Below are 20,614 nucleotides of genomic sequence, written 5' to 3' on the forward strand. Positions count from 1 at the left end.
TAGTACCTGAAGTAAAAGTAGCCGAGCTTGTAAATGTACCTGCTACGCCAATAGTTCCACCATTTACTAAGGTAACATTGTTAGTGGTTCTGGCTCCACTTACTATTAAGTTGTTATAGTTAAAAGCATTGATAGTTTGTGCTCCGGTACCATCAAAATCAATAGTTGAGCCGGTGTTGGTATATGTACCTGCACCCACTGTAAATGTGCCTGAAATGGCAATGGTACCTGTATTGGCTAATACCCTGTTTCCACCTGTACCATTTAAATTGGTGTAATCACCTGCAACTATGTTTTGAGCACTTGCACTATTGTATACTACAGAACATGTCCATGTTTCTCCGCTTGGAATAGGTGTAGTAGCTACACTTTGAGTATTCAGTGTTCCTGTTCCACTGGTGCTGGCTATTCCGTTTAAAGTAAAAGTAACCATGTTTAAAGTAACGCCACTGTTAATAGTTAATATTCCATTTACCGTAATATCGGCAGTAGCAGTTTTGGTACTTGTACCTGCACAGGTTAAATTGTTAAAAGTAAAATTAGGAATATTTTGTGCAGCACCATTTAAATTAATATTGCTATTAGTGGTAATGAAAGAACCTGAAGTAAAAGTAGCCGTATTGTTTAAATTACCTGCAATGGCAATAGTACCGGTAGGAGATAGTGTTACATTGTTTGTAGTTCTTGCACCACTAATAGTTAGTACGTTATAGTTAAATGCATTTACGGTTTGTGCACCAGTTCCATTAAACTCAAAAGTATTACCGGTAGTAACAATAGTACCTGAAGTAAAAGTAGCCGAGCTTGTAAATGTACCTGCTACGCCAATAGTACCGCCATTTACTAACGTAACGCTGGTAGTAGTTCTTGCACCACTCACCACTAAGTTATTGTAATTAAATGCAGGAACTGTTTGTGCTGTGGTACCATTAAACTCAATGGTAGAGCCTGTATTTACAATAGTACCTGAAGTAAAAGTAGCCGAAACTGTAAATGCACCTGCAATGGCAATTGTTCCGCTGTTGGCTAAAGTAACATCATTGGTAGTTCTTGCCCCGCTTATGGTTAAGTTATTATAGTTAAAAGCTCTAACCGTTTGTGTTGTTATACCATTGTAGTTAATAGTGTTAGCAGTATTAACAAAAGTTCCCGAAGTAAATGAAGCTGTGTTGCTAAAAGTACCGGCAATTCCTATAGTGCCACCGTTTACTAAAGTAACATTGCTAGTAGTTCTGGCACCGCTAATGGTTAAGTTATTATAATTGAAAGCAGGAACTGTTTGTGCTATAGTACCATTAAAATCAACAGTAGAACTAGTGTTGGTGTAAGTACCTGCACCTATTGTAAATATACCTGCAATACCAATAGTACCAGTTGGAGATAATGTCCTGTTTCCACCTGTACCGGTTAAGTTAGTATAATTACCATCTACTATATTTTGTGCGCTTGCACTGTTATAAGCTACAGCACATGTCCAGGTTTTGCCACTTGGAATTGGTGTAGCAGCTACACTTTGAGTATTCAGTGTTCCTGTTCCGCTGGTGCTGGCTACTCCGTTTAACGTAAAGGTAACCATGTTTAAAGTAACCCCACTATTAATGGTTAATACTCCATTTACAGTAATATCAGCTGTAGCAGTTTTTGTGTTACTACCAGCACAGGTTAAATTGTTAAAGGTAAAATTAGGAATATTTTGAGCTGCCCCATTTAAGTTAATATTACTGTTGGTCGTAATAAAAGCACCCGAAGTAAAAGTAGCCGTATTGTTTAAATTACCTGCAATAGCAATAGTACCGGTAGGAGATAGTGTAACATTATTTGTAGTTCTTGCACCACTAATGGTTAGTACGTTATAATCAAAAGCATTAACAGTTTGAGCGCCTGTTCCGTTAAAATTAAAGGTATTGCCACTGGTAATAATAATACCTGAAGTGAATGTAGCAGAATTAGTAAACGTACCAGCTACTCCAATAGTACCGCCATTTACGAGTGTAATATTGTTGCTGGCTCTGGCTCCGCTAATGGTTAGGTTATCGTAGTTAAATGCAATAATAGTTTGTGCATTAGCGCTGTTGTAATTAACAGTACTACCTGCAGTAATAAATGCACCCGTAGTAAAAGAAGCAGAATTGGTAAAAGTACCAGCAATGTTTATGTTACCTGATAACGTAACATTATTAGTAGTTCTTGTTCTTGTAATGCTTATGTTATCATAATCAAAAGCAATAACAGTTTGCGCTCCCGTGCCATTGTAAGCAACACTACTTCCTGTTGTAATAAAAGTACCCGTTGTAAAAGAAGCTGAGTTTGTAAAAGTATTACCAATACCAATAATACCACTACTGGCTAAGGTTACATTATTAGCACCTCTTGCACCACCAATAGTTAAGTTATTATAATTAATGGCAACAATGGTTTGTGCCGCAGTACTGATATATTCAAAAGTATTACCGGTACTAATAAAGGTACCCGAAGTAAAACTGGCCGAATTAATAAAATTACCGATAACAGTTATTGTACCTCCATTGGCTAAAGTAACACTGGTAGCAGCCCTTGTGCCACTCACCGTTAAATTATTATAGGTTAAAGGAATAACAGTTTGTACAGAGTTTCCATTGTAATTAATGGTAGTACCCGTTGTAATTAAGCTGCCCGAAGTATAAGTAGCTGAATGAGTAAAAACACCTGAAATGCCTATTGTTCCACTGTTAGATAAAGTTACATCATTGGTAGTTCTTGCACCACTAATAGTTAAGTTAGTATAATTTAAAGCGGGTATGGTTTGTGCACCAGTACTGTTAAAATTAAAAGTACTACCGGTAATTAAAATAGCACCGGTTGTAAACGTAGCTGAAGTAGTAAAAGTACCTACTATATTCACTACTCCGCTAATAGTAACATTATTGCTGGTTCTTGTACCACTGATAATTATATTGTTATAATTGGCAGTAGGTACTGTTTGTGCACCGGTACCATTAAAATCAACAGTAGAACCGGTGTTGGTATAAGTACCTGCACCCACTGTAAAGGTACCTGCAATACCAATAGTACCCGTAGGAGATAATGTCCTGTTTCCTCCAGTACCATTTATATTAGTGTAATTACCTTCTACTATATTTTGTGCGCTTGCACTATTGTATTGTACCGTAAATGTCCAATTTTCTGCTGTAGGAATAGGAGTAGCACTTACATTTTGAGTATTCATTGTTCCTGTTCCGCTGGTGCTGGCTACTCCGTTTAAAGTAAAGGTAACCATGTTTAAAATAACTCCACTGTTAATGGTTAATATTCCATTTACGGTAATATCAGCAGTAGCCGTTTTAGTACCGGTACCTGCACAGGTTAAATTGTTAAAAGTAAAGTTAGGAATATTTTGAGCCGCTCCATTTAAGTTAATATTACTATTGGTAGTAATAAAAGCACCCGAAGTAAAAGTTGCCGTATTGTTTAAATTACCTGCAATGGCAATAGTACCGGTAGGAGATAGTGTAACATTACTAGTAGTTCTTGCACCACTAATGGTTAGTATATTATAATTAAAAGCATTAACCGTTTGTGCTCCGGTTCCGTTAAAATTAAAAGTATTACCTGTGGTAACAATAGTACCGGAAGTAAAAGTAGCAGAATTAGTAAAAGTTCCTGCAACACCAATAGTACCATTTGCCAAAGTAATATTATTCGTAGTTCTGGCACCGGTAATGGTTAAATCATTATAGTTAAAAGCAATAATAGTTTGTGCATTAGAACTATTGTAATTGATGGTGTTCCCTGTTGTAATATATGCACCTGTTGTAAAAGTGGCTGAGCTTACAAAAGCACCTCCGATAGTAATAGCATTACCAAGCGTTACACTGTTAGTCGTTCTGGCACCACTAATAGTTAAATTATTATAATCAAACGCAATAACAGTTTGTGCACCTGTACCATTGTAAGCAATAGTACTACCTGTATTAATAAAATCACCTGAAGAAAAAGTAGCCGATAAGGTAAGTGTACCTGACACACCAATGGTACCACTGCCGGCTAACGTTACATTATTAGTACCTCTTGCTCCACTAATAGTTAAGTTGCCATAATTAATAGCAACAATGGTTTGTGCTGTGGTACTGTTATATTCAAAAGTATTATTTGTACCAATAAAATTACCCGAAGTAAAAGTAGCCGAATTAGTAAAATTTCCGGTAACAATTATAGTACCTCCATTAACTAATGTTACGCTGGTAGTAGTTCTTGTACCGCTCACCGTTAAATCATTATAAGTTAAAGCGGCAATGGTTTGTGCGGTATTTCCGTTGTAATTAATATTAGTTCCTATTGTAATTAAGCTACCCGAAGTATAAGTAGCTGAATGGGTGAAAACACCTGAAATACCTATCGTTCCACTGTTAGATAACGTTACATCATTGGTTGTTCTTGCACCACTGATAGTTAAGTTAACATAGTTTAAAGCAAGTACAGTTTGACTACCGGTACCATTATAATTAATAGTACTACCGGTGAAAACAAGAGCTCCTGAAGTAAACGTAGCAGAAGGAGTAAAAGTACCTGCAATATTTACTACCCCGGTAAAGGTAACATTGTTGCTGGTTCTTACTCCGCTAACAGTAAGATTATTATAGTTGAAAGCAATAACCGTTTGTGCTCCTGTACCGTTGTAATTAATGGTGCTCCCTGCGGTTATATAAGCACCGGTGGTAAAAGTAGCTGAACTGGCAAAAGTTCCTGAAATATTTATATTACCGCCAACGGTTACACTATTGACGGTTCTAGCACCACTAATAGTTAAATTGGTATAATCAATTGGCATAATAGTTTGCGCGGTGGTACCATTATAGTTAATGGTAGTACCTGTAATTACTAAACCACCCGATGTAAAAGAAGCTGCATTGGTAAATGCACCGGCAATACCAATGGTTCCATTATTATCCAATGTCACGTTATTAGCACCTCTTGCACCACTAATGGTTAAATTGTTGTAATTAATAGCAGCAACAGTTTGTGCAGCGCTACTATTGTATTCAAATGTATTACCCGTGGCAACATACCTACCTGAAGTAAAAGTGGCTGTACTTGTAAAAGTACCCAGTATAGTTATAGTTCCACCGTTTACTAAAGTTATATTCGTTGTTGTTCTTGCTCCACTAATAGTTAAATTATTGTATGTTATCCCAACAATAGTTTGTGCTGTAGTGCCATTGTATTCAATAGTAGTACCAGAGGTTATTAAACTCCCTGTAGTATATGTGGCCGAGTTGGTAAAAGTGGCGGCAATGGTTATAGTTCCTGTATTGGCAATAGTTACATTATTGGTTGTTCTTGCTCCGCTAATGGTTAAACTGTTATAATTAAAAGGAATTACCGTTTGTGCTCCAGTTCCATTGTAATTAAAAGTTCCTGTTACAATATAAGCACCACTGGTAAAGGTAGCAGTGTTTGTGAAGGTATTAGATACATTGGTATTACCCATTGTAATAGAGTTAGTTGTTCTTGCGCCACTAATATTTAAGTTATAATATGAAGAAGCCCTGATGGTTTGTGCACCAGTACCGCTATAATTAACAGTTGTTCCAGTGTTATTTACTGTAAAGGTTCCTGTTGCAGAGCCTGTTACGCCTGCGCCAGTTATGTTTATAGTACCCGCACCAGTAACGACAAAAGAGTTTTCGTTACTAGCCCCGGCAAAAACAAGATTTTCAATATTCACAGTACCCGTGCTTACGGTAACAAAGTTATCTTCATTTCCAGAAGTAGTATTTGCAAACATTATGCTTCCGCAAGTTAATGTACCAGCCCCAACCGCAACAGTCTGATCATTATTGTTACCAAATGGATCTACAAAGGTTATTGCACCTGTTACTGTTAGTGAATTACTACCAGAAATGGTAATAGTACACGAAGCATCAGAAGTATTACCAAAGATAAAGGAGCTGCAAACAGCCGCAACATCCACGGTAACGCTTCTTCCACTTGGTAATGTTACATCGTCACCTATACCAGGTACACCTGTTGGAAGCCAGTTGGCTCCGTTGTTCCAGTTACCAGTTGTCACATTAAATGTTTTGCTCACAGCAAATACATGTATGCTTGACAATAACAAAATGGAAAAGAATAAAAATTTTACGAGGGGGTTTAATAGGTTCTTTTGTTTATTAAAATTTATGTACATTTATAATGAGGCTTAATTTTGTTCTTATATACGAATTAACTATACATTACAGATTTTATCAATTGGTAAATATTATCTTTTGTTTAAATAATAGCATGTGTTCGCTAGGTTGCAATATAATTATTCAAGTGGTTATAGGTGCCTAGCTGTAATAGTTTTGCCCCAATTAGACAACTGAGTGTACTAAATTTGTAACTCAGACGATATAATCGTCAACTAGCATAATTTAAGGATGTTAACATAAGTTTAAAATACCCAAGTTATCAACATAAAAAGTAATTTTTTGAAGTTGAAAAGGTGTTAATAAACGACATGATGATAGCAGAAATTGGCAAAATATTAATGCCTGTATTTTTAACTAAAGGCAGTATTTTTTTCAATTATAAACTGTATAAAAACAAAAAAAATCCCAAGCTTTAAACTTGGGATTTTTTGTAATCTGTAAAATACTTAATTTTATAAATCAAGAACCATTTTATGAGGGTCATTACCTTCGGTAAGTAACAAAACAGGATTCTCTAAACATTGTTTTACTTTTACTAAAAAGCCAACAGATTCTCTTCCATCAATAATTCTGTGGTCATAACTCAATGCTAAATACATCATGGGGCGGGCTACTATTTGCCCATCCTTAACAACAGGACGTTCAATTATATTATGCATGCCCAATATAGCCGATTGAGGAGCATTGATAATAGGAGTACTCATCATACTGCCAAAAACACCACCATTCGTTATGGTAAATGTTCCACCGCTCATTTCTTCTAAACTTAATTTGTTATCCCTAGCTTTACCTGCCAAACGAGCTACTTCAGCTTCTATTTCAGCTAGGCTCAAGCTTTCCGCATTTCTAATTACCGGAACTACCAATCCTTTTGGAGCCGAAACAGCTATAGAAACATCGCAGTAGTCATGGTAAATAATTTCTTCACCATTAATGTAAGCATTAACTGCCGGGTATTGTTTTAAAGCTACGGTTACAGCTTTGGTAAAAAAGCTCATAAAGCCAAGGTTTACACCATGCTTTTCTTTAAACTGAGTTTTAAACTGGTTACGTAAATCCATAATTGGTTTCATGTCAACTTCGTTAAAAGTAGTTAACATAGCTGTTTCATTTTTAACAGCAACCAATCTTTTTGAAACAGTTTTACGCAATGAGGTCATTTTTTCAGTACGCTCATTTCTTCCTTTTGTTTCATTGGTAGTTATTTTCAACTGTGCTTGCACAGCATCATTTTTTGTTATACGTCCGTCTTTTCCGCTGCCTTTTACATCCTTTGCATCAATTCCTTTTTCAGCTAATATTTTAGTTGCTGCCGGTGAGGGAAAAGGTTTAGCATTATCGTTAGTAGTATTAGCAGTAGCAACAGGTGCAGTAGTTTCTTTGGCAACAGGAGCCTCCACTTTTTTTGCTTCAGGTTTTGCACCCTCAGGTTTAGCAGCACTATCATCTATTAAACAAATTACATCACCTACTTTTATAGTATCACCTTCGTTGGCTTTAGTAGTAAGTATGCCTGCTTTTTCAGCATTCAATTCAAAAGTAGCTTTGTCACTTTCAAGTTCACAAAGCAATTCATCCATTTCTACATAATCACCTGTTTTTTTATTCCAGCGTGCAACAGTTACTTCGCTAATAGATTCGCCTACGGTAGGTACTTTTATTTCGAGCATGATTGTAATTGATTGTTATAAAATTTAGCGCAAATTAATCATTTGGAAGTTTATAAAACAAAAACAGCTGGTAATTTTAATTAGCTTATTGTTTTTTATACCATTACGATTGCTCAATACATTATAATATGTGGGATAAACTATAAAATAAAAGCCCGGTTGGTACATATACTAACCGGACTTTTATGGATTTATTGAATAAATGAATAACTTATTCCTTAATCATTTTTTGAATATAAGTAGTGTGCTCGTTTGATACTTTCAATAAATAAATGCCTTTATTTAAAGTACTTGTGTTTACTTGTATCTGGTTTAAAGTATTGTTTTCAAACGATTGATTTAAATAAACCTTACCCGTTATATCCATTATACTTACTTCTATATTATTATTCAAAATAGAATTAGGCAATACAATAGAAATGTTTTCGTTAAAAGGATTAGGGAAAGTAAGTAATGGCGCAGCCGATACATTTTTTACACCCAACATATTTCCTAACGTAAAGTTAGCTGTAAAAACAGAATCTGAGCTCTTGCTAAATAAACCAGATGCAGCATTTACTTTCCAAATGAACGATTTGGTTTGACCTTTTTGAACACCCAATGAAACCAATAAAGCCCTAATTTGGCCATAGGTTAAAGTTAAAGAAGTATCAGCTCCGGCTGTAGTAGAAGGAATACTTAATATAGGATTGGTAAAATTGCCGCCCGTAGAATCCAATACCCAAGTATAAGTAGCTGTGGCAAGTAAAGGACTATTGATTGATTTGGTCCATGAGATAAATACCGTTTGATTAGTGTCTCCCTGAATAGGAATAGTAGTATTGTTTGCAGGCGATAGTAATTTAAAGTTACTCAAAGCAGTGAATGTAATAATATCACTCGTACCCCGTGGTAAAATTTGATACCCAGTAAAGGCATAAGGTGAATTTAAGTTTGATTGTTGAGTGCCCAAACCAATAACATGGAAGAAATTAGTAGTAGGCTTCAGTGCCCCAACTAAATTACTCGTTGCATAAATTCTTATGTTTGTGGTATCGCCTGCCAAGGTAATTATTGGGTAAGTTGAATTGGCTCTCCAAATAGTGTCGGTTTGTGTTGTTAAAAATTTAACACGGTTTAACCTAACCAAATTATTTTCTGTATTTTCATCCAATTTGCTTTCTAAAACAGGATTGTTAATTGATTTACCTGAAGCCAATAATTTTAAAGTATCTAAAGTATTAATAATAAGTAAGCCCCTGTTAGATGATACCATACCTTGTACCAAAATACTATCACCTTCACTTGGTGTGTAACCAAAATTGTTTGCTGTATTTGATACCGTTATGCCCCCAGTATTGTCGCGTAAAACAAACTGTAAACCATTCGTACGTTGATTTACGCCATAAACAATGCCACTCAACTCTACTAAGGTATTCAATGAGTCAGGAACACCAGTAATTGAATTGATAGCGTTGATTTTTGATATAGTATAGTGTGGGGGAGGTGGAGAGGAGGTACCTGATCCAGTTGCACTTAAGATAGAATAAGAAGAATCTATGTCGCGTACTACATAAATTAATACGTGGTAATTATTGCTATGACTTATGCTTGTAATATTTACAAAATTAGTATCGCCTTTGTATACACATTTAGCATTGGTATCATTTTGATAACGGGTGCTAAATGTAAAAGCAAAATTAGAAAAGGCGTTATAGTAAGTTACTGTTTTAGTCGGAATTCCCGCTGTAATACCAGCATTTGCTTTAACAAAAACCAAAGTAGTATAAGTAGCGTTGGTATAGCTGCTTGGTTTAGTCCATTCAATTTTAGCACTGGTGGTTGTTAGACCCGTAACTGTTACACCAATAATATTTTCAGGTGGCACAGCTTTGGTAATTCCAGTTACATTACTTGGGTTAGAGTATAAAGAGTCGCTGTTGTTTACTACATATATTACAGCATAATAAGTAGATGAAGGAACTAAATTTACCGGGGTTATTACGTTTGAATCACCATTGTAAACACAGAAAGCACCCGGATCAATTTGATAAGGAGTACCTGCACCAAAAGTTGAATCAGGGCTATAATACAATGGGTCCCTGCTAGGGCTTCCCGAGTTAATGGCAGAACCTTTTTTCAAAAATACCAGTGTTGAATAATTGGCATTGTTATAAGTACTGTCCTTGGTCCATGATAAACGGCAGGTGTATGGAGTAAACGAAAGGAAAGTAACTGATTTAACATTAGCAGGACCTGCGCTAGCCGTAATACCTTGCGCATTAATTACAGGCGAGTAGTTTGAGTCAACATTATTGATAGCATAAGCTACTAAATAATAGTTTGTTCCTGCAGTTAATCCTGCAATTCTTAAAGTAGTACTATCGCCTTTATAAATACAATAAGCGCCTGAGTCAAGTGATAATGGAGAACCATTTCCAAAGTTGCTATCAGCAGTAATTAAAGTTGGATTTGTTGTTGGTATACCTGCGGTTATTGCGGAGGCTGCTTTTACGTATACAACCATGGTGTGGTTAGTATTTGAGTAACCTGTTGGTTTTGCCCAGGTAATGGTAGCTGTTTCTCGTCCGTTATTACCAAAAGTTAGTGCTGTTATTGCCCTTGGAGCAGTGCTTTGAGTCGTAAAACTTCCTAATGTAACTGTAGCATAAGCACTATCTAAATTACGTACAACAAATATTGCTACTTGGTACAATGTGTTTTGAGTTAAACCAGATGTAGCCACATTATTTGTATCACCTTTGTAAATACATCTGGCAGCAGCATCATTCTGATAAAAAGAACTAGCCAATGAAAAATTAGCATTAGCCGTATAATAATCGGCAGATAAATTAGGACTGCCCACAGTAATAGCAGTAACAGGTTTAACAAAAACCAAAGTAGTCATAGTACTATCTACATAATTACTATTTTTAGACCAAGTAATATTAGTTGTTGTAGTGGTAATTGAGTTAAATGCAGTGGTAAATACGGATGGTGGATTATTGCTAGCACTAGCATTTAAATCAGCCCATGTATTAGCCGTTCTAATACCATCCATGTTTAAACGAGGTGCAGAAGCGGCTGTGCCTTGACGTAATGCCAAACGGCCTAAAGCCGCAGCATCAGCTGTTGCACCACCAATGGTAGCTACTGTAGCAGTAGTTGGCTCAGTTGAAGGAAAGGCACTTGGTATATTATAAACCAGAATACTATCATTGGCAGTTCCTGTTGTAAATTGGTATTTTACTACCAATAACGAAGTAGTGTTAGTTGCAAAACTATCAGTACTGTAAACCGCCAGATCAGTAGATTTAGAAATACCTATACGGTAATATCCGGTACCTGCTGCTTTTATAAACAAACGACCCGTAAACAGGGAAGTAGAGTTTTGTGGTAAATAAGCAAAAAAGTAATCGCCAGCATTAGTTGCTTTACTTACGTTCAGCATAAAAGAAGTATACAAACTGCCTGAATTAGTATTGGCAAATAAATCCCTGTATACATCTTGTCCGGTAGTGTCAATTTTAGCTCCATTACCTATGGCAGATAAGTTGTAGCCAGAAAACGATAAACCAGCATTTGTTACAGAAACAGGTAATACCGTGGATGTTAAAATTTGTACCCAATTGTTAGTAGTAAGAGGGCTTGTAGCGGTGTAGTCAAAGTTTTCAGTAATAAGTTGTTGTGCTTGTACTGAATAGTTAAACCCCCATACTAAAAATAGCAAAAAAGTAAATTTTATTTTCATAGAATTATTTAATAAGTTTTTCAATGATACATTTTTTTGTAGTTAAAAAAGAGAGAGATTTAATAAGGATAGAAATTTGACAATCAATGTTTAGTGTTAAAAATTGTTAATCAATATTACATACTTACTATTTAATAGCAATTGTTTTGTTTAAGAGAGAAATAGCGTTTTATAGCTTATATTATTAACCCTTCATTTGGACTTATTCTAAATAAAAATCCCTGATTAAGCAATGTTAATCAGGGATTTTTAAATCATCGAAATCAGTAATTATTCCTTGATAATTTTTTTAGTATACACCTCATTTTGATTGGTAAGCTTTACTAAATAAATACCTCTGTTTAAAAAGCTGGTATTTATTTCAACACCGTTAACAGAAGCTGCTGCATTTATTTCCTGACTAACATACACTTTACCATTTATATCTAATATTTCAATAAACTGAGTGGTGTTTGCATTGGTAACAATATTTAATTTATCGTTTACCGGGTTTGGACTTAATTCCACTACTAATTTAGTTTCATTGTTAATTTGAATAGTTTTTGAGTAGTCAAACTGACCGTCAAAATCAATTTGTTTGAGCCTGTAGAAAATAGTTGAGGGTTTGCTTGTATTATTCAATGCATCAATAAAAGTATAATTGCAGGTAGTTGAAATATTTCCGTTTCCTTTTACTTTACCAATCATTTCAAAGTTTGTTCCGTCAAAACTTCTTTCAATTTCAAATTCTTTGTTATTGGTTTCCGAAGCAGTAATCCAGTTTAGAACAGAGCTGTTATTAATAGATACACCAGTAAATGAAATATATTTAACAGGCAACGGATTTTGCGAAGCAGCCGAACCAATATAAAACGTATTATTAATAGTTGTTGTGGTTAAATTAGTTCTACTTGCCTGAGGTAATAAAACCGTTCCACCTCCGTCAACAGCAGTTCCTGGCGCAATGGCACTTGCCAAAGTTAAACGTATATTAGCCGGTGTTGTAATTTGCCCAATAGTAGCAGAACCTTGCACTTTAACGGCAAAGTCAGTAGCTGAAATACCATTTCCCGTAGCAATAGTCCAGCTGTAATTTTTACGAACGTTCACTGTAACATTATTGGTAGCGTTATCGCTAAAAGGGCTTGCAAATAAAGTAAAACCGGCTGCATCAGTATGTGATACAGTTAAAGTACCAGCCGATGAGGGGTTACTTGTTATCCATGCATAACGTTTTGATGTTGGTGTACCGAAAGGGAATAAACAAGAATCTAAATTATTAGTAGAGGTATTGCCCGATGGAAACCAACGTGTTAAATTTCCGGTTCCAAAAAGGTAACCAAGGTTGGCAGTAATAAGTCCATTATTGGTTCCACTATTACCAATGGTTAAATTATATCCGTTTAAATTAAGCGCTCCGCTATCAAGAGCCAATCTTGCACCTCCAAAGTTTACAGCCCTGTCTAGGCGTAAACCAAAAGCATTATTGCTTAAAGTAAAGTTTATATTGGCAGTACCGGAATTATTAATACCCAAAATACCTGCTCCGCTTATGGTTTGTAATTTTGTACCATTAAAAATATAATTAGGTGTTCCACTCGCTGCATTCATATAACAAATACCGGGTGAGTTAACAATAATGCTTCCTTTAATATTGAGTGTACCCGTTAGTCCCAAAGTAAATTGTCCTGAATCTACCTGTAAATTTTCGAAAGTAGCTGTTCCACCTGTTGCGCTATATGATGATGTTGAACGGTAGATAAAATTAGCATAAGTTCTTCCAGAAAAAGCAGGACCACCAGTTGTTGAAGAAAATATAAAATTACTACCAGAAGAGAAAGTTACTTTAGATGCTGGTTGACCCAACCCAAATGGATTAGCTCCTGCATATTGCTGAAATACAGAGCCAGAATCAAAAACAACAATATTGGGAACACCAATCAAGCCAAAAACATTACCGGTATAGTAGTTGCTATTCATTTGTACCTTTCCTTGATTTCTTACTCTAATGGCATTGGCATCTGTGGCAAACAATTTACATTTATCCGAAAAGGTAATGGTACCCATTATTTCGGCATAAGCACCAGTATCAATAATCATGGTTACAGAAATTCCTGTGCAGTACATGTTTAAAGTGGCCCCACTGGCAATTTCTAGTGCAGGTAGTGTAGTAGATACGTGTTTGAAAACTAATTTTGGAAAAGCCCCAAAACTAGTTGAAGCTGCTATAGTACTAGAACTACCTGTTGTTAAAGTAGTATTACTAGCTATGGCCGAAATCTCACCTATAAAATTGTTGGTTCCAGTATATAGTTGGTCGTACAAACGAAATTGACTTAAAAAAGTAGTACCTGTGCCAGTTACGGTTACCCCACTTCTACCAATAGTACCTGTTCCAACATCTGCTACTGCTGTTGAAAAATTTACATTGACACCGTTAATTAGGCGTAAACGACCAATGGTTTGTGTACTCACATTGGTAACAGTTGGGTTGGCTTGTGTACTACCGTTAAAAACAAGTACATCATTGGCTGCTGGGCTCGTTCGTGTGGGTGTCCAGCTGGCTGCAGCGGTAAAATCGCCTGTTGCAACATTCCATGTGTAAGTTGTTTGCGCCATTAACTGGTTGTATCCAACACAGATTAATAAACAAATAAAACTTTTCGCAAAAAGTGTAAATATTTTTTTCATAGTCCTTTATTAAAGTGTCGCAATTTATAGCTTACAATTCAAAAGTTTATAAAAAAAATAGCCCTGATTTTGGCTTTTACATAACAAGAAAAATAACATTTTAATGTCATAAATGTGATGAAAATACAAAAGCCCGTTCTACTTATATAGAACAGGCTTTTATATTTTAAATCGGATTAAAATTTAATTTTTAACAATACGTTTGCTAATAGTTTGTTCACCATTATTTATTCTAATAAAATAAATTCCATTATTCATATTATCCAGTTTAAAGCTATAAGTTAAACTATTTGGATTGCTAGAGAAACAAACTTTACCCGTCATGTCTATTACTTCAACAGCATAAATATTTTGATTGCTTGTTACCTTAATTTCATTGCTGAAAGGATTGGGACCAACTACCACATCCAATTGATTATTATTTGATACTTTTACAACATTGGTATAAGTAAATTGACCATCAAAATCAATTTGTTTTAAGCGATAGTAAGTAGCGCTAGTCATAGGAGTGTAGTCAATAAACTGATAATTGCTTAAAGCATTGGTTGTTCCATTGCCTTTTACAAAGCCTATTTTTTCAAACGATTTGTTATCAGAACTTTTTTCCAATTCAAAACCGTAATTATTTAGTTCAGTAGCTGTAGACCAGTTTAAAACTACATTGTTAATAGTTGCGCTGGCATTGAACGATATTAGTTTTACCGGAAGTGTAGTTGTTCCGGGAGTAAAAGCAATACCTCTAAAAATAGTGTTAGTAGCAGCAGTTGCCAATGTAACAGCGGTTACGTTAGAAGCAGTATCGTTAATTCTTATAGCTCTGTTTAATGCCGCTTCAGCAGTAGTTGCTATAATTGTTGGTGGGGTAGTAGTCCAGTCAACAGCCAATCCGCGAGCACCAACAGTACTACCGGTTCCGGTTGTTAATGTATAGGCTAAAGTCCAGGTGCTTCCACTTCTGGTCCATTTTTGAATACCACCACCATTGGCAATACTTCTGTCATCAGCTACATAACAAATGCTTGAATCATACTTCATAGAGAAAGCATACGGAGAACAAGATCCTGTTCCGCCAACAAGTGTTATATAAGGAGTAGATACATTACCTGAATTGGTAGGAGCTCCGGTACCTAATTTCCAAATACCAATAGTTCCAGAAGCAGTTGCATAATACAATTGAGTTCCGGCATTGCTTATAAAGCGCGTATTAGTACTTGAAGTTGTTACAATCGTGTCAATATTTGAAGATGTATTACCAAAAACAATTCCGGTGTTTCCACCTCCACCCCAATAGTTTGTTCCATTGGTAAAAACGTGGCGCGGGTTATTACCTGATAAAGTGGTACTGGTGAAAGTAGGAATAGTAGCTACTCCGGCACTATTAACAGATACAACAGCACGGTTAACGGCTGCTGAAGTTGTTGCACTAACTGATGATGTATAAGGCGCAGCTGTTTTATAGGCAAATAATACCAATGACGATTTATTACCTGCTAAAGTTAGCATTCCTTCCGATGTTGCAGAACCACTCAGGCAAACAGCATTGCTTCCCGTTCTGGGTAAAATATTGGTGTTTACATAAGCACCGGTTAAGGTAAATTGATCAATAGCAACATTATTCCCTGTGTTGGCAAGTGTTGCTAAACTATCTCCAACTCTTAGTACAGCTATGTTTCCGGCAGTAAACTGCGCTTTAGCAGCTAATAATGACAATGAACTTATTAATAGTAATAGTATTTTTTTCATGATATTTTAATGTGTGAATTTTTTGCAAGGTTAATATTGACGCTTTAGCAAATAGTTAGGTTTATGTTAATATAATGTAACCAATTTTAAACCCCGTTTCAAAATTCAGGATAAGTTTATATTTTACCTATATCAGATTTAAACCCCATGTTTATTACAGAATTAAAACAAAAAAAGCTGCCCGTAAGGCAGCTTTTTAATAGAATAATATTTTTGATTAGTTTTTGATAATGCGTTTGCTGATTGTTTGCTCACCATTATTTACACGGATAAAATAAACACCATTATTCATGTTATCTAACTTAAAGCTATAGTTTAAACTATTTGGATTGCTTGAGAAACAAACTTTACCTGTTACATCAATTACTTCAATAGCAGAAATGTTTTGGTTGCTTGTTACTTTAATTTCGTTGCTGAAAGGGTTTGGTCCAACTACTACATCCAATTGATTATCGTTTGATACTTTAACAATATCAGAATAAGTGAATTTGCCATCAAAATCAACTTGTTTTAAACGGTAGTAAACGGTTGTTGATACCTGTGTATTATCTATAAATTGGTAGTTACTAATAATATTTGTATTTCCGTTTCCTTTTACTTTGCCAATGGTAGTATAGTTCTTAGCATCAAGGCTACGCTCTACTTCAAAGTAGTTATTGTTTATTTCACTGGCTGTACTCCAGTTTAAAGTAGTATTGTTATTATTATTGTAAGCAGTAAAATTATTCCATTTTACTGGAAGTGTTCCTGCTACTGTAAAACTATAGTCATCAATACTTAACCCGTCATCACTTCCACCTACGTTTGGATCTTGCCATCTTAACCACAATGTATCACCAACATTAACTGTTAAACTTGATACAGTGAATTGGTAATAAGCTCTATTGGCACTTTGGTTACCATCTAGAGTAGTAGCTGAAGCAAGCGTAACTTTACTTACTAAGTCGCAAGCAGGAACTCTTGTCCATGTGCCTGTAAATATTTTTGCAGTACCAGCTGTGTCTAAACTATTATTAACGGAATAATAAAAGTATAATGAATCTAATCCTGTTCTGCCACCTGATCTCCATTGTTCCATAAACATATTGATAGAGAATGAAGTAAAACTAGCTCCAGAATTATTAATGTATTTTACTCCAAAATTAGGTGCAACACTATTACTAGCTAAACCACCTAAACATCTTTCTGAGTTAGTTCCTGTGCCGAAACTATAAGTATCACCAGAATTAGCACTACCATCACCTGCACGGTAAGTAGTGTTTCCGGGGAGTTCATTTATCCACCAGCCAGCAGGTAAAGTTGTTTGCGCTGTACCAGAGGTTGATAACGTATTAAAGTTTTCTGAATAGATAGATGACTGATTAGTAATGGCAATAAATTGACCAAAACCTGATTTGCTTGCAAGCAATATTGCTATTGCGTAAATTAATTTTTTCATTTCTTGTTATTAAAGTGCGGCAAAAATAGGCGATTAAACTTGAATATTACTATAGGGGAAACACTAGTAATTAACATTTTGCCCTGTTTTATGTACTTTCCCTCTGTGTATTAGGTAGTTCCGTTTAAATGTTATTTAAATATTAATATTAAAAACATTTAATTTTACAATACCAGTTATTAACTAATTGATATTGTTGTAATAGCAAAGTTAAAAACTAGAATTTAACAGCCATACCCACCATAATATGGCGTTGTTGCAAATACCTGGCAGGATTAGTAGGAGGTGGGCCACCATTGCCTAAACGAGGGTCATTGTAACGAGGGTCAGTCCATGTTTCAGGTACGTTATCGCCATTAGCGTAAGCTGAACCTGTAACCGGGTTAATAATGGAAGCATTTTGGTTGTTGAAAATATTGGTAATTTGAATATTCCATGAAACATTTACTTTTTTAAATTTCATGTATTTAGTAAAAGTAAAATCAGCCCAGAACCAATAATCGCCAATTTTACTCCAACGTGCATCAGGGTTAGGGTCGGTTACATATATGGGTCTGCCCGTTTGTGCATCTACACGCTGAAATATAGCAGGCGTGTACCTGATACCTGAACGCGTAACGGTTTCAAAATAAAAACTCATGTTATTTAACCACGATTTATTAAAGAATCCTTTTTTACGAGCAATTTTAAAAACATGGTTTGTTTTAAAATCAATTGGCACATCCCAAGGTAAAAAATATTCTTTGGTATCTTCAACAGCTCCACTGGCCAATAATTGTTTTAGTTTTTCATTGGCACTGGCACTTTGCCCGGTAGTTACCATATAGGTTACCGATGCTTGACCTTGATACCATGTTCCTATACGTTTAATATAGCCCAATTCAATTCCCCTGCTTCTGGCATAATCAGAGTTAATACGCATGGTACGGGTAACATCTCTACCGGTCACATCTTTTATAATAACGGAAGCTGTGGTCACAAAATCGTATTTATCTTTCCAGAAAGCAGAAACGGTTAAAGCGTCATTGGTAGTAATTTGAGAACGTAAGCCAATTTCATAGCTAATATCCACCTCAGGGTTTAAGTTAGGATTACCAACCGTAGCAGCCGTACTTCTATCTTGGTAAAGTGGGTTTAAGCCCGGATATATGTAAGAAGGATGTGGTAAAATGGTACTATGCCCGTAGTTAAAATAAAGCATTTGGTTTTCGGCAATAGGGAAGGATGCAGATATTTTAGGTAAAAACCTGAACTTATAACGCATATCGCCAATTTTAGTAGTTAATGATAAAAAGTCGGCACGTACTTCATCTCTGATTGGCGAGTTACTATTAGCTATCGCATCATCAATATATTGTCCTGGAGCCCAATATTCAAAACGACCACCAATACTGGCTACTAAACCTTTGTATTTTATTTGATCAGTTATATAAAAACCACCTCTTCTGGGATTTACTTTCCATACATCGCTTTGCTGACCTAATCTAAACGATTGAGATTGAGAACCGTCAGATAATGTAATGGGAGCTCCAACCCAAGGCCTTACCACATCAATCCATAACATTTCCTGAAATTTCATTTCAAAACCAAAAGTGAATTTGTTTAATGAATTTCGTGAAAAAACATTTCCTTGTGCTTTAGCTACATATTCCTCTAAGTAATGGTGATGCCATAAACTGGCAATTCCATTGTTATTATTAAAACCACTAGGTAACTGCACAAAAACAACATCGGTACCTGCAGTAGGTAAAAATATGGGACTTGGGAATAAATTAATGGAGTTTGCATCAAACTCTTGGTCAACATTTTTTGGTCGCCAGTCACGGCCATTGGCATCAGCACGTAACTGAACAAAAAACCTTGAAACGGTAGCATCAAAACTAAAACGTTTATTAACAGATTGTTTATAGTTAATTACCTGCATATAAGCATCGTGGGTAAACGTATTGGCATTATCCATTTGCTCGCTAAAGTTATATTGGTAACCCGGTTGAAAAGGCACATCATTACCAAAAATACGCAACATATTAATATCCTGATTAATAGTTAACGACCTTAAAAGACTGAAAGTGAATTTTTTGCTATTACTTAAATCGTAATTTACTTTTATAAATGCACTCCACTTATTATCTTGGTAAGGGCTCCAATCCGTATTGTTATAAAGCGATGATTTAACTTGTTTGGCCGGGTTCAGGTAAAACTCATCAGTAAAAGCAGCACGTAAAGCTACTGAAAACTTTACCTTATTTTTTAAAGCTTTTTTCAAAAGGGGGCCACTTAAGTTAAGTTCGCCCACTTGTGTATTCCAATTGGCTCGTGAGGTATTATTAAAACCAAAATTATCCCTTTTATAGCTGGCATTTACTTCGTATTTATCGCCACCTCTTTTTGTTTTTGTACTAATTACCCCTGCCGTAGCATCGCCCACTTCAGCTCCAATACCACCTGTAGTAATTTCAATTTCACTAATGGCATTTGAGCCAATGTCAAGTCCAAAACCTGTTCCCGCTAAAGGGTCGGTAACAGAAACACCGTCAATATAAGTACCTGTTTCGTAAGTTCTACCACCGCGAATATTCACACCAGCAGGCGATTGTACTACACCGGGTTGTGTATTTACCAATTGTTGTAACTGGCGCGAAGGTCCTAAATCAATATTGTCCTGGCTAATGGTATTAACAGTTTGTGGTTTATCAACATCAATTAAGGGTTTTTTACCTACAATAACTATTTCGTCCATATTGGTACTGGCAGGAGTCATTTCAATAGTTCCAATATTGGTTGTTTGGCCTGCTTTTACTATTACTTCCGTTTTTAAAGTAGTTTTAAATCCTAAATATTTTATTTCAAGATTGTACTCACCAACCTTCATGTTTTTAATAGTAAAAATACCATCGCTATTGGTTTGGGCACCAAAAGAACTTCCTTTTACTACTACTGTTACACCTATAAGTGTTTCATTTCTTTTAGCATCAATTACTTTACCCGTAATGTTACCAATATTTTGCCCAATTAATTGAGTAGTAAGTAAACAGAATAATAAAGCCGTATAAATATATTTCATGAAATAGCTGAATCAATAAAAGGCTTGCAAAATAGTTGTTTGTATTTGTTTTGCATAATTAAGTTTATGTTGTGTAGGCTTGTGCAAACATTTTTATAATGCCGGTTGACTGATTGTTGTTTGAAAACC

At 35.5% G+C, this 20,614-nt stretch carries 7 protein-coding genes; all 7 read right to left on the reverse strand.

What is annotated here, in order from left to right; all coding sequences use genetic code 11:
• A partial coding sequence (locus tag V4538_08420; GenBank protein MES2381050.1) for a hypothetical protein occupies window positions 1-6,067 on the reverse strand: 6,067 nt, incomplete at its 3' end.
• Between the two features lie 555 nt (window positions 6,068-6,622).
• Window positions 6,623-7,843, reverse strand: coding sequence for a 2-oxoglutarate dehydrogenase complex dihydrolipoyllysine-residue succinyltransferase (gene odhB, locus V4538_08425; protein MES2381051.1), 1,221 nt, complete (start codon window positions 7,841-7,843; stop codon window positions 6,623-6,625).
• A 208-nt stretch (window positions 7,844-8,051) separates the two neighbouring features.
• Entirely contained in the window at window positions 8,052-11,570 is a 3,519-nt protein-coding gene (locus V4538_08430; protein MES2381052.1) for a T9SS type A sorting domain-containing protein, read from the reverse strand.
• Window positions 11,571-11,840: 270 nt separating this feature from the next.
• The gene (locus V4538_08435; GenBank protein MES2381053.1) at window positions 11,841-14,240 is read right to left on the reverse strand and encodes a T9SS type A sorting domain-containing protein; all 2,400 of its coding nucleotides are present in this window, start codon (window positions 14,238-14,240) and stop codon (window positions 11,841-11,843) included.
• 183 nt (window positions 14,241-14,423) lie between these two features.
• Entirely contained in the window at window positions 14,424-15,983 is a 1,560-nt protein-coding gene (locus tag V4538_08440; GenBank protein MES2381054.1) for a T9SS type A sorting domain-containing protein, read from the reverse strand.
• Between the two features lie 217 nt (window positions 15,984-16,200).
• The gene (locus tag V4538_08445; protein ID MES2381055.1) at window positions 16,201-17,421 is read right to left on the reverse strand and encodes a T9SS type A sorting domain-containing protein; all 1,221 of its coding nucleotides are present in this window, start codon (window positions 17,419-17,421) and stop codon (window positions 16,201-16,203) included.
• A 217-nt stretch (window positions 17,422-17,638) separates the two neighbouring features.
• A complete protein-coding gene (locus V4538_08450; GenBank protein ID MES2381056.1) occupies window positions 17,639-20,485 on the reverse strand; it encodes a TonB-dependent receptor in 2,847 nt (948 codons plus the stop codon).
• Between the last annotated feature and the right edge of the window lie 129 nt (window positions 20,486-20,614).

This window comes from Bacteroidota bacterium, assembly GCA_040388375.1.
Lineage (GTDB): Bacteria > Bacteroidota > Bacteroidia > UKL13-3 > UKL13-3 > JAAFJM01.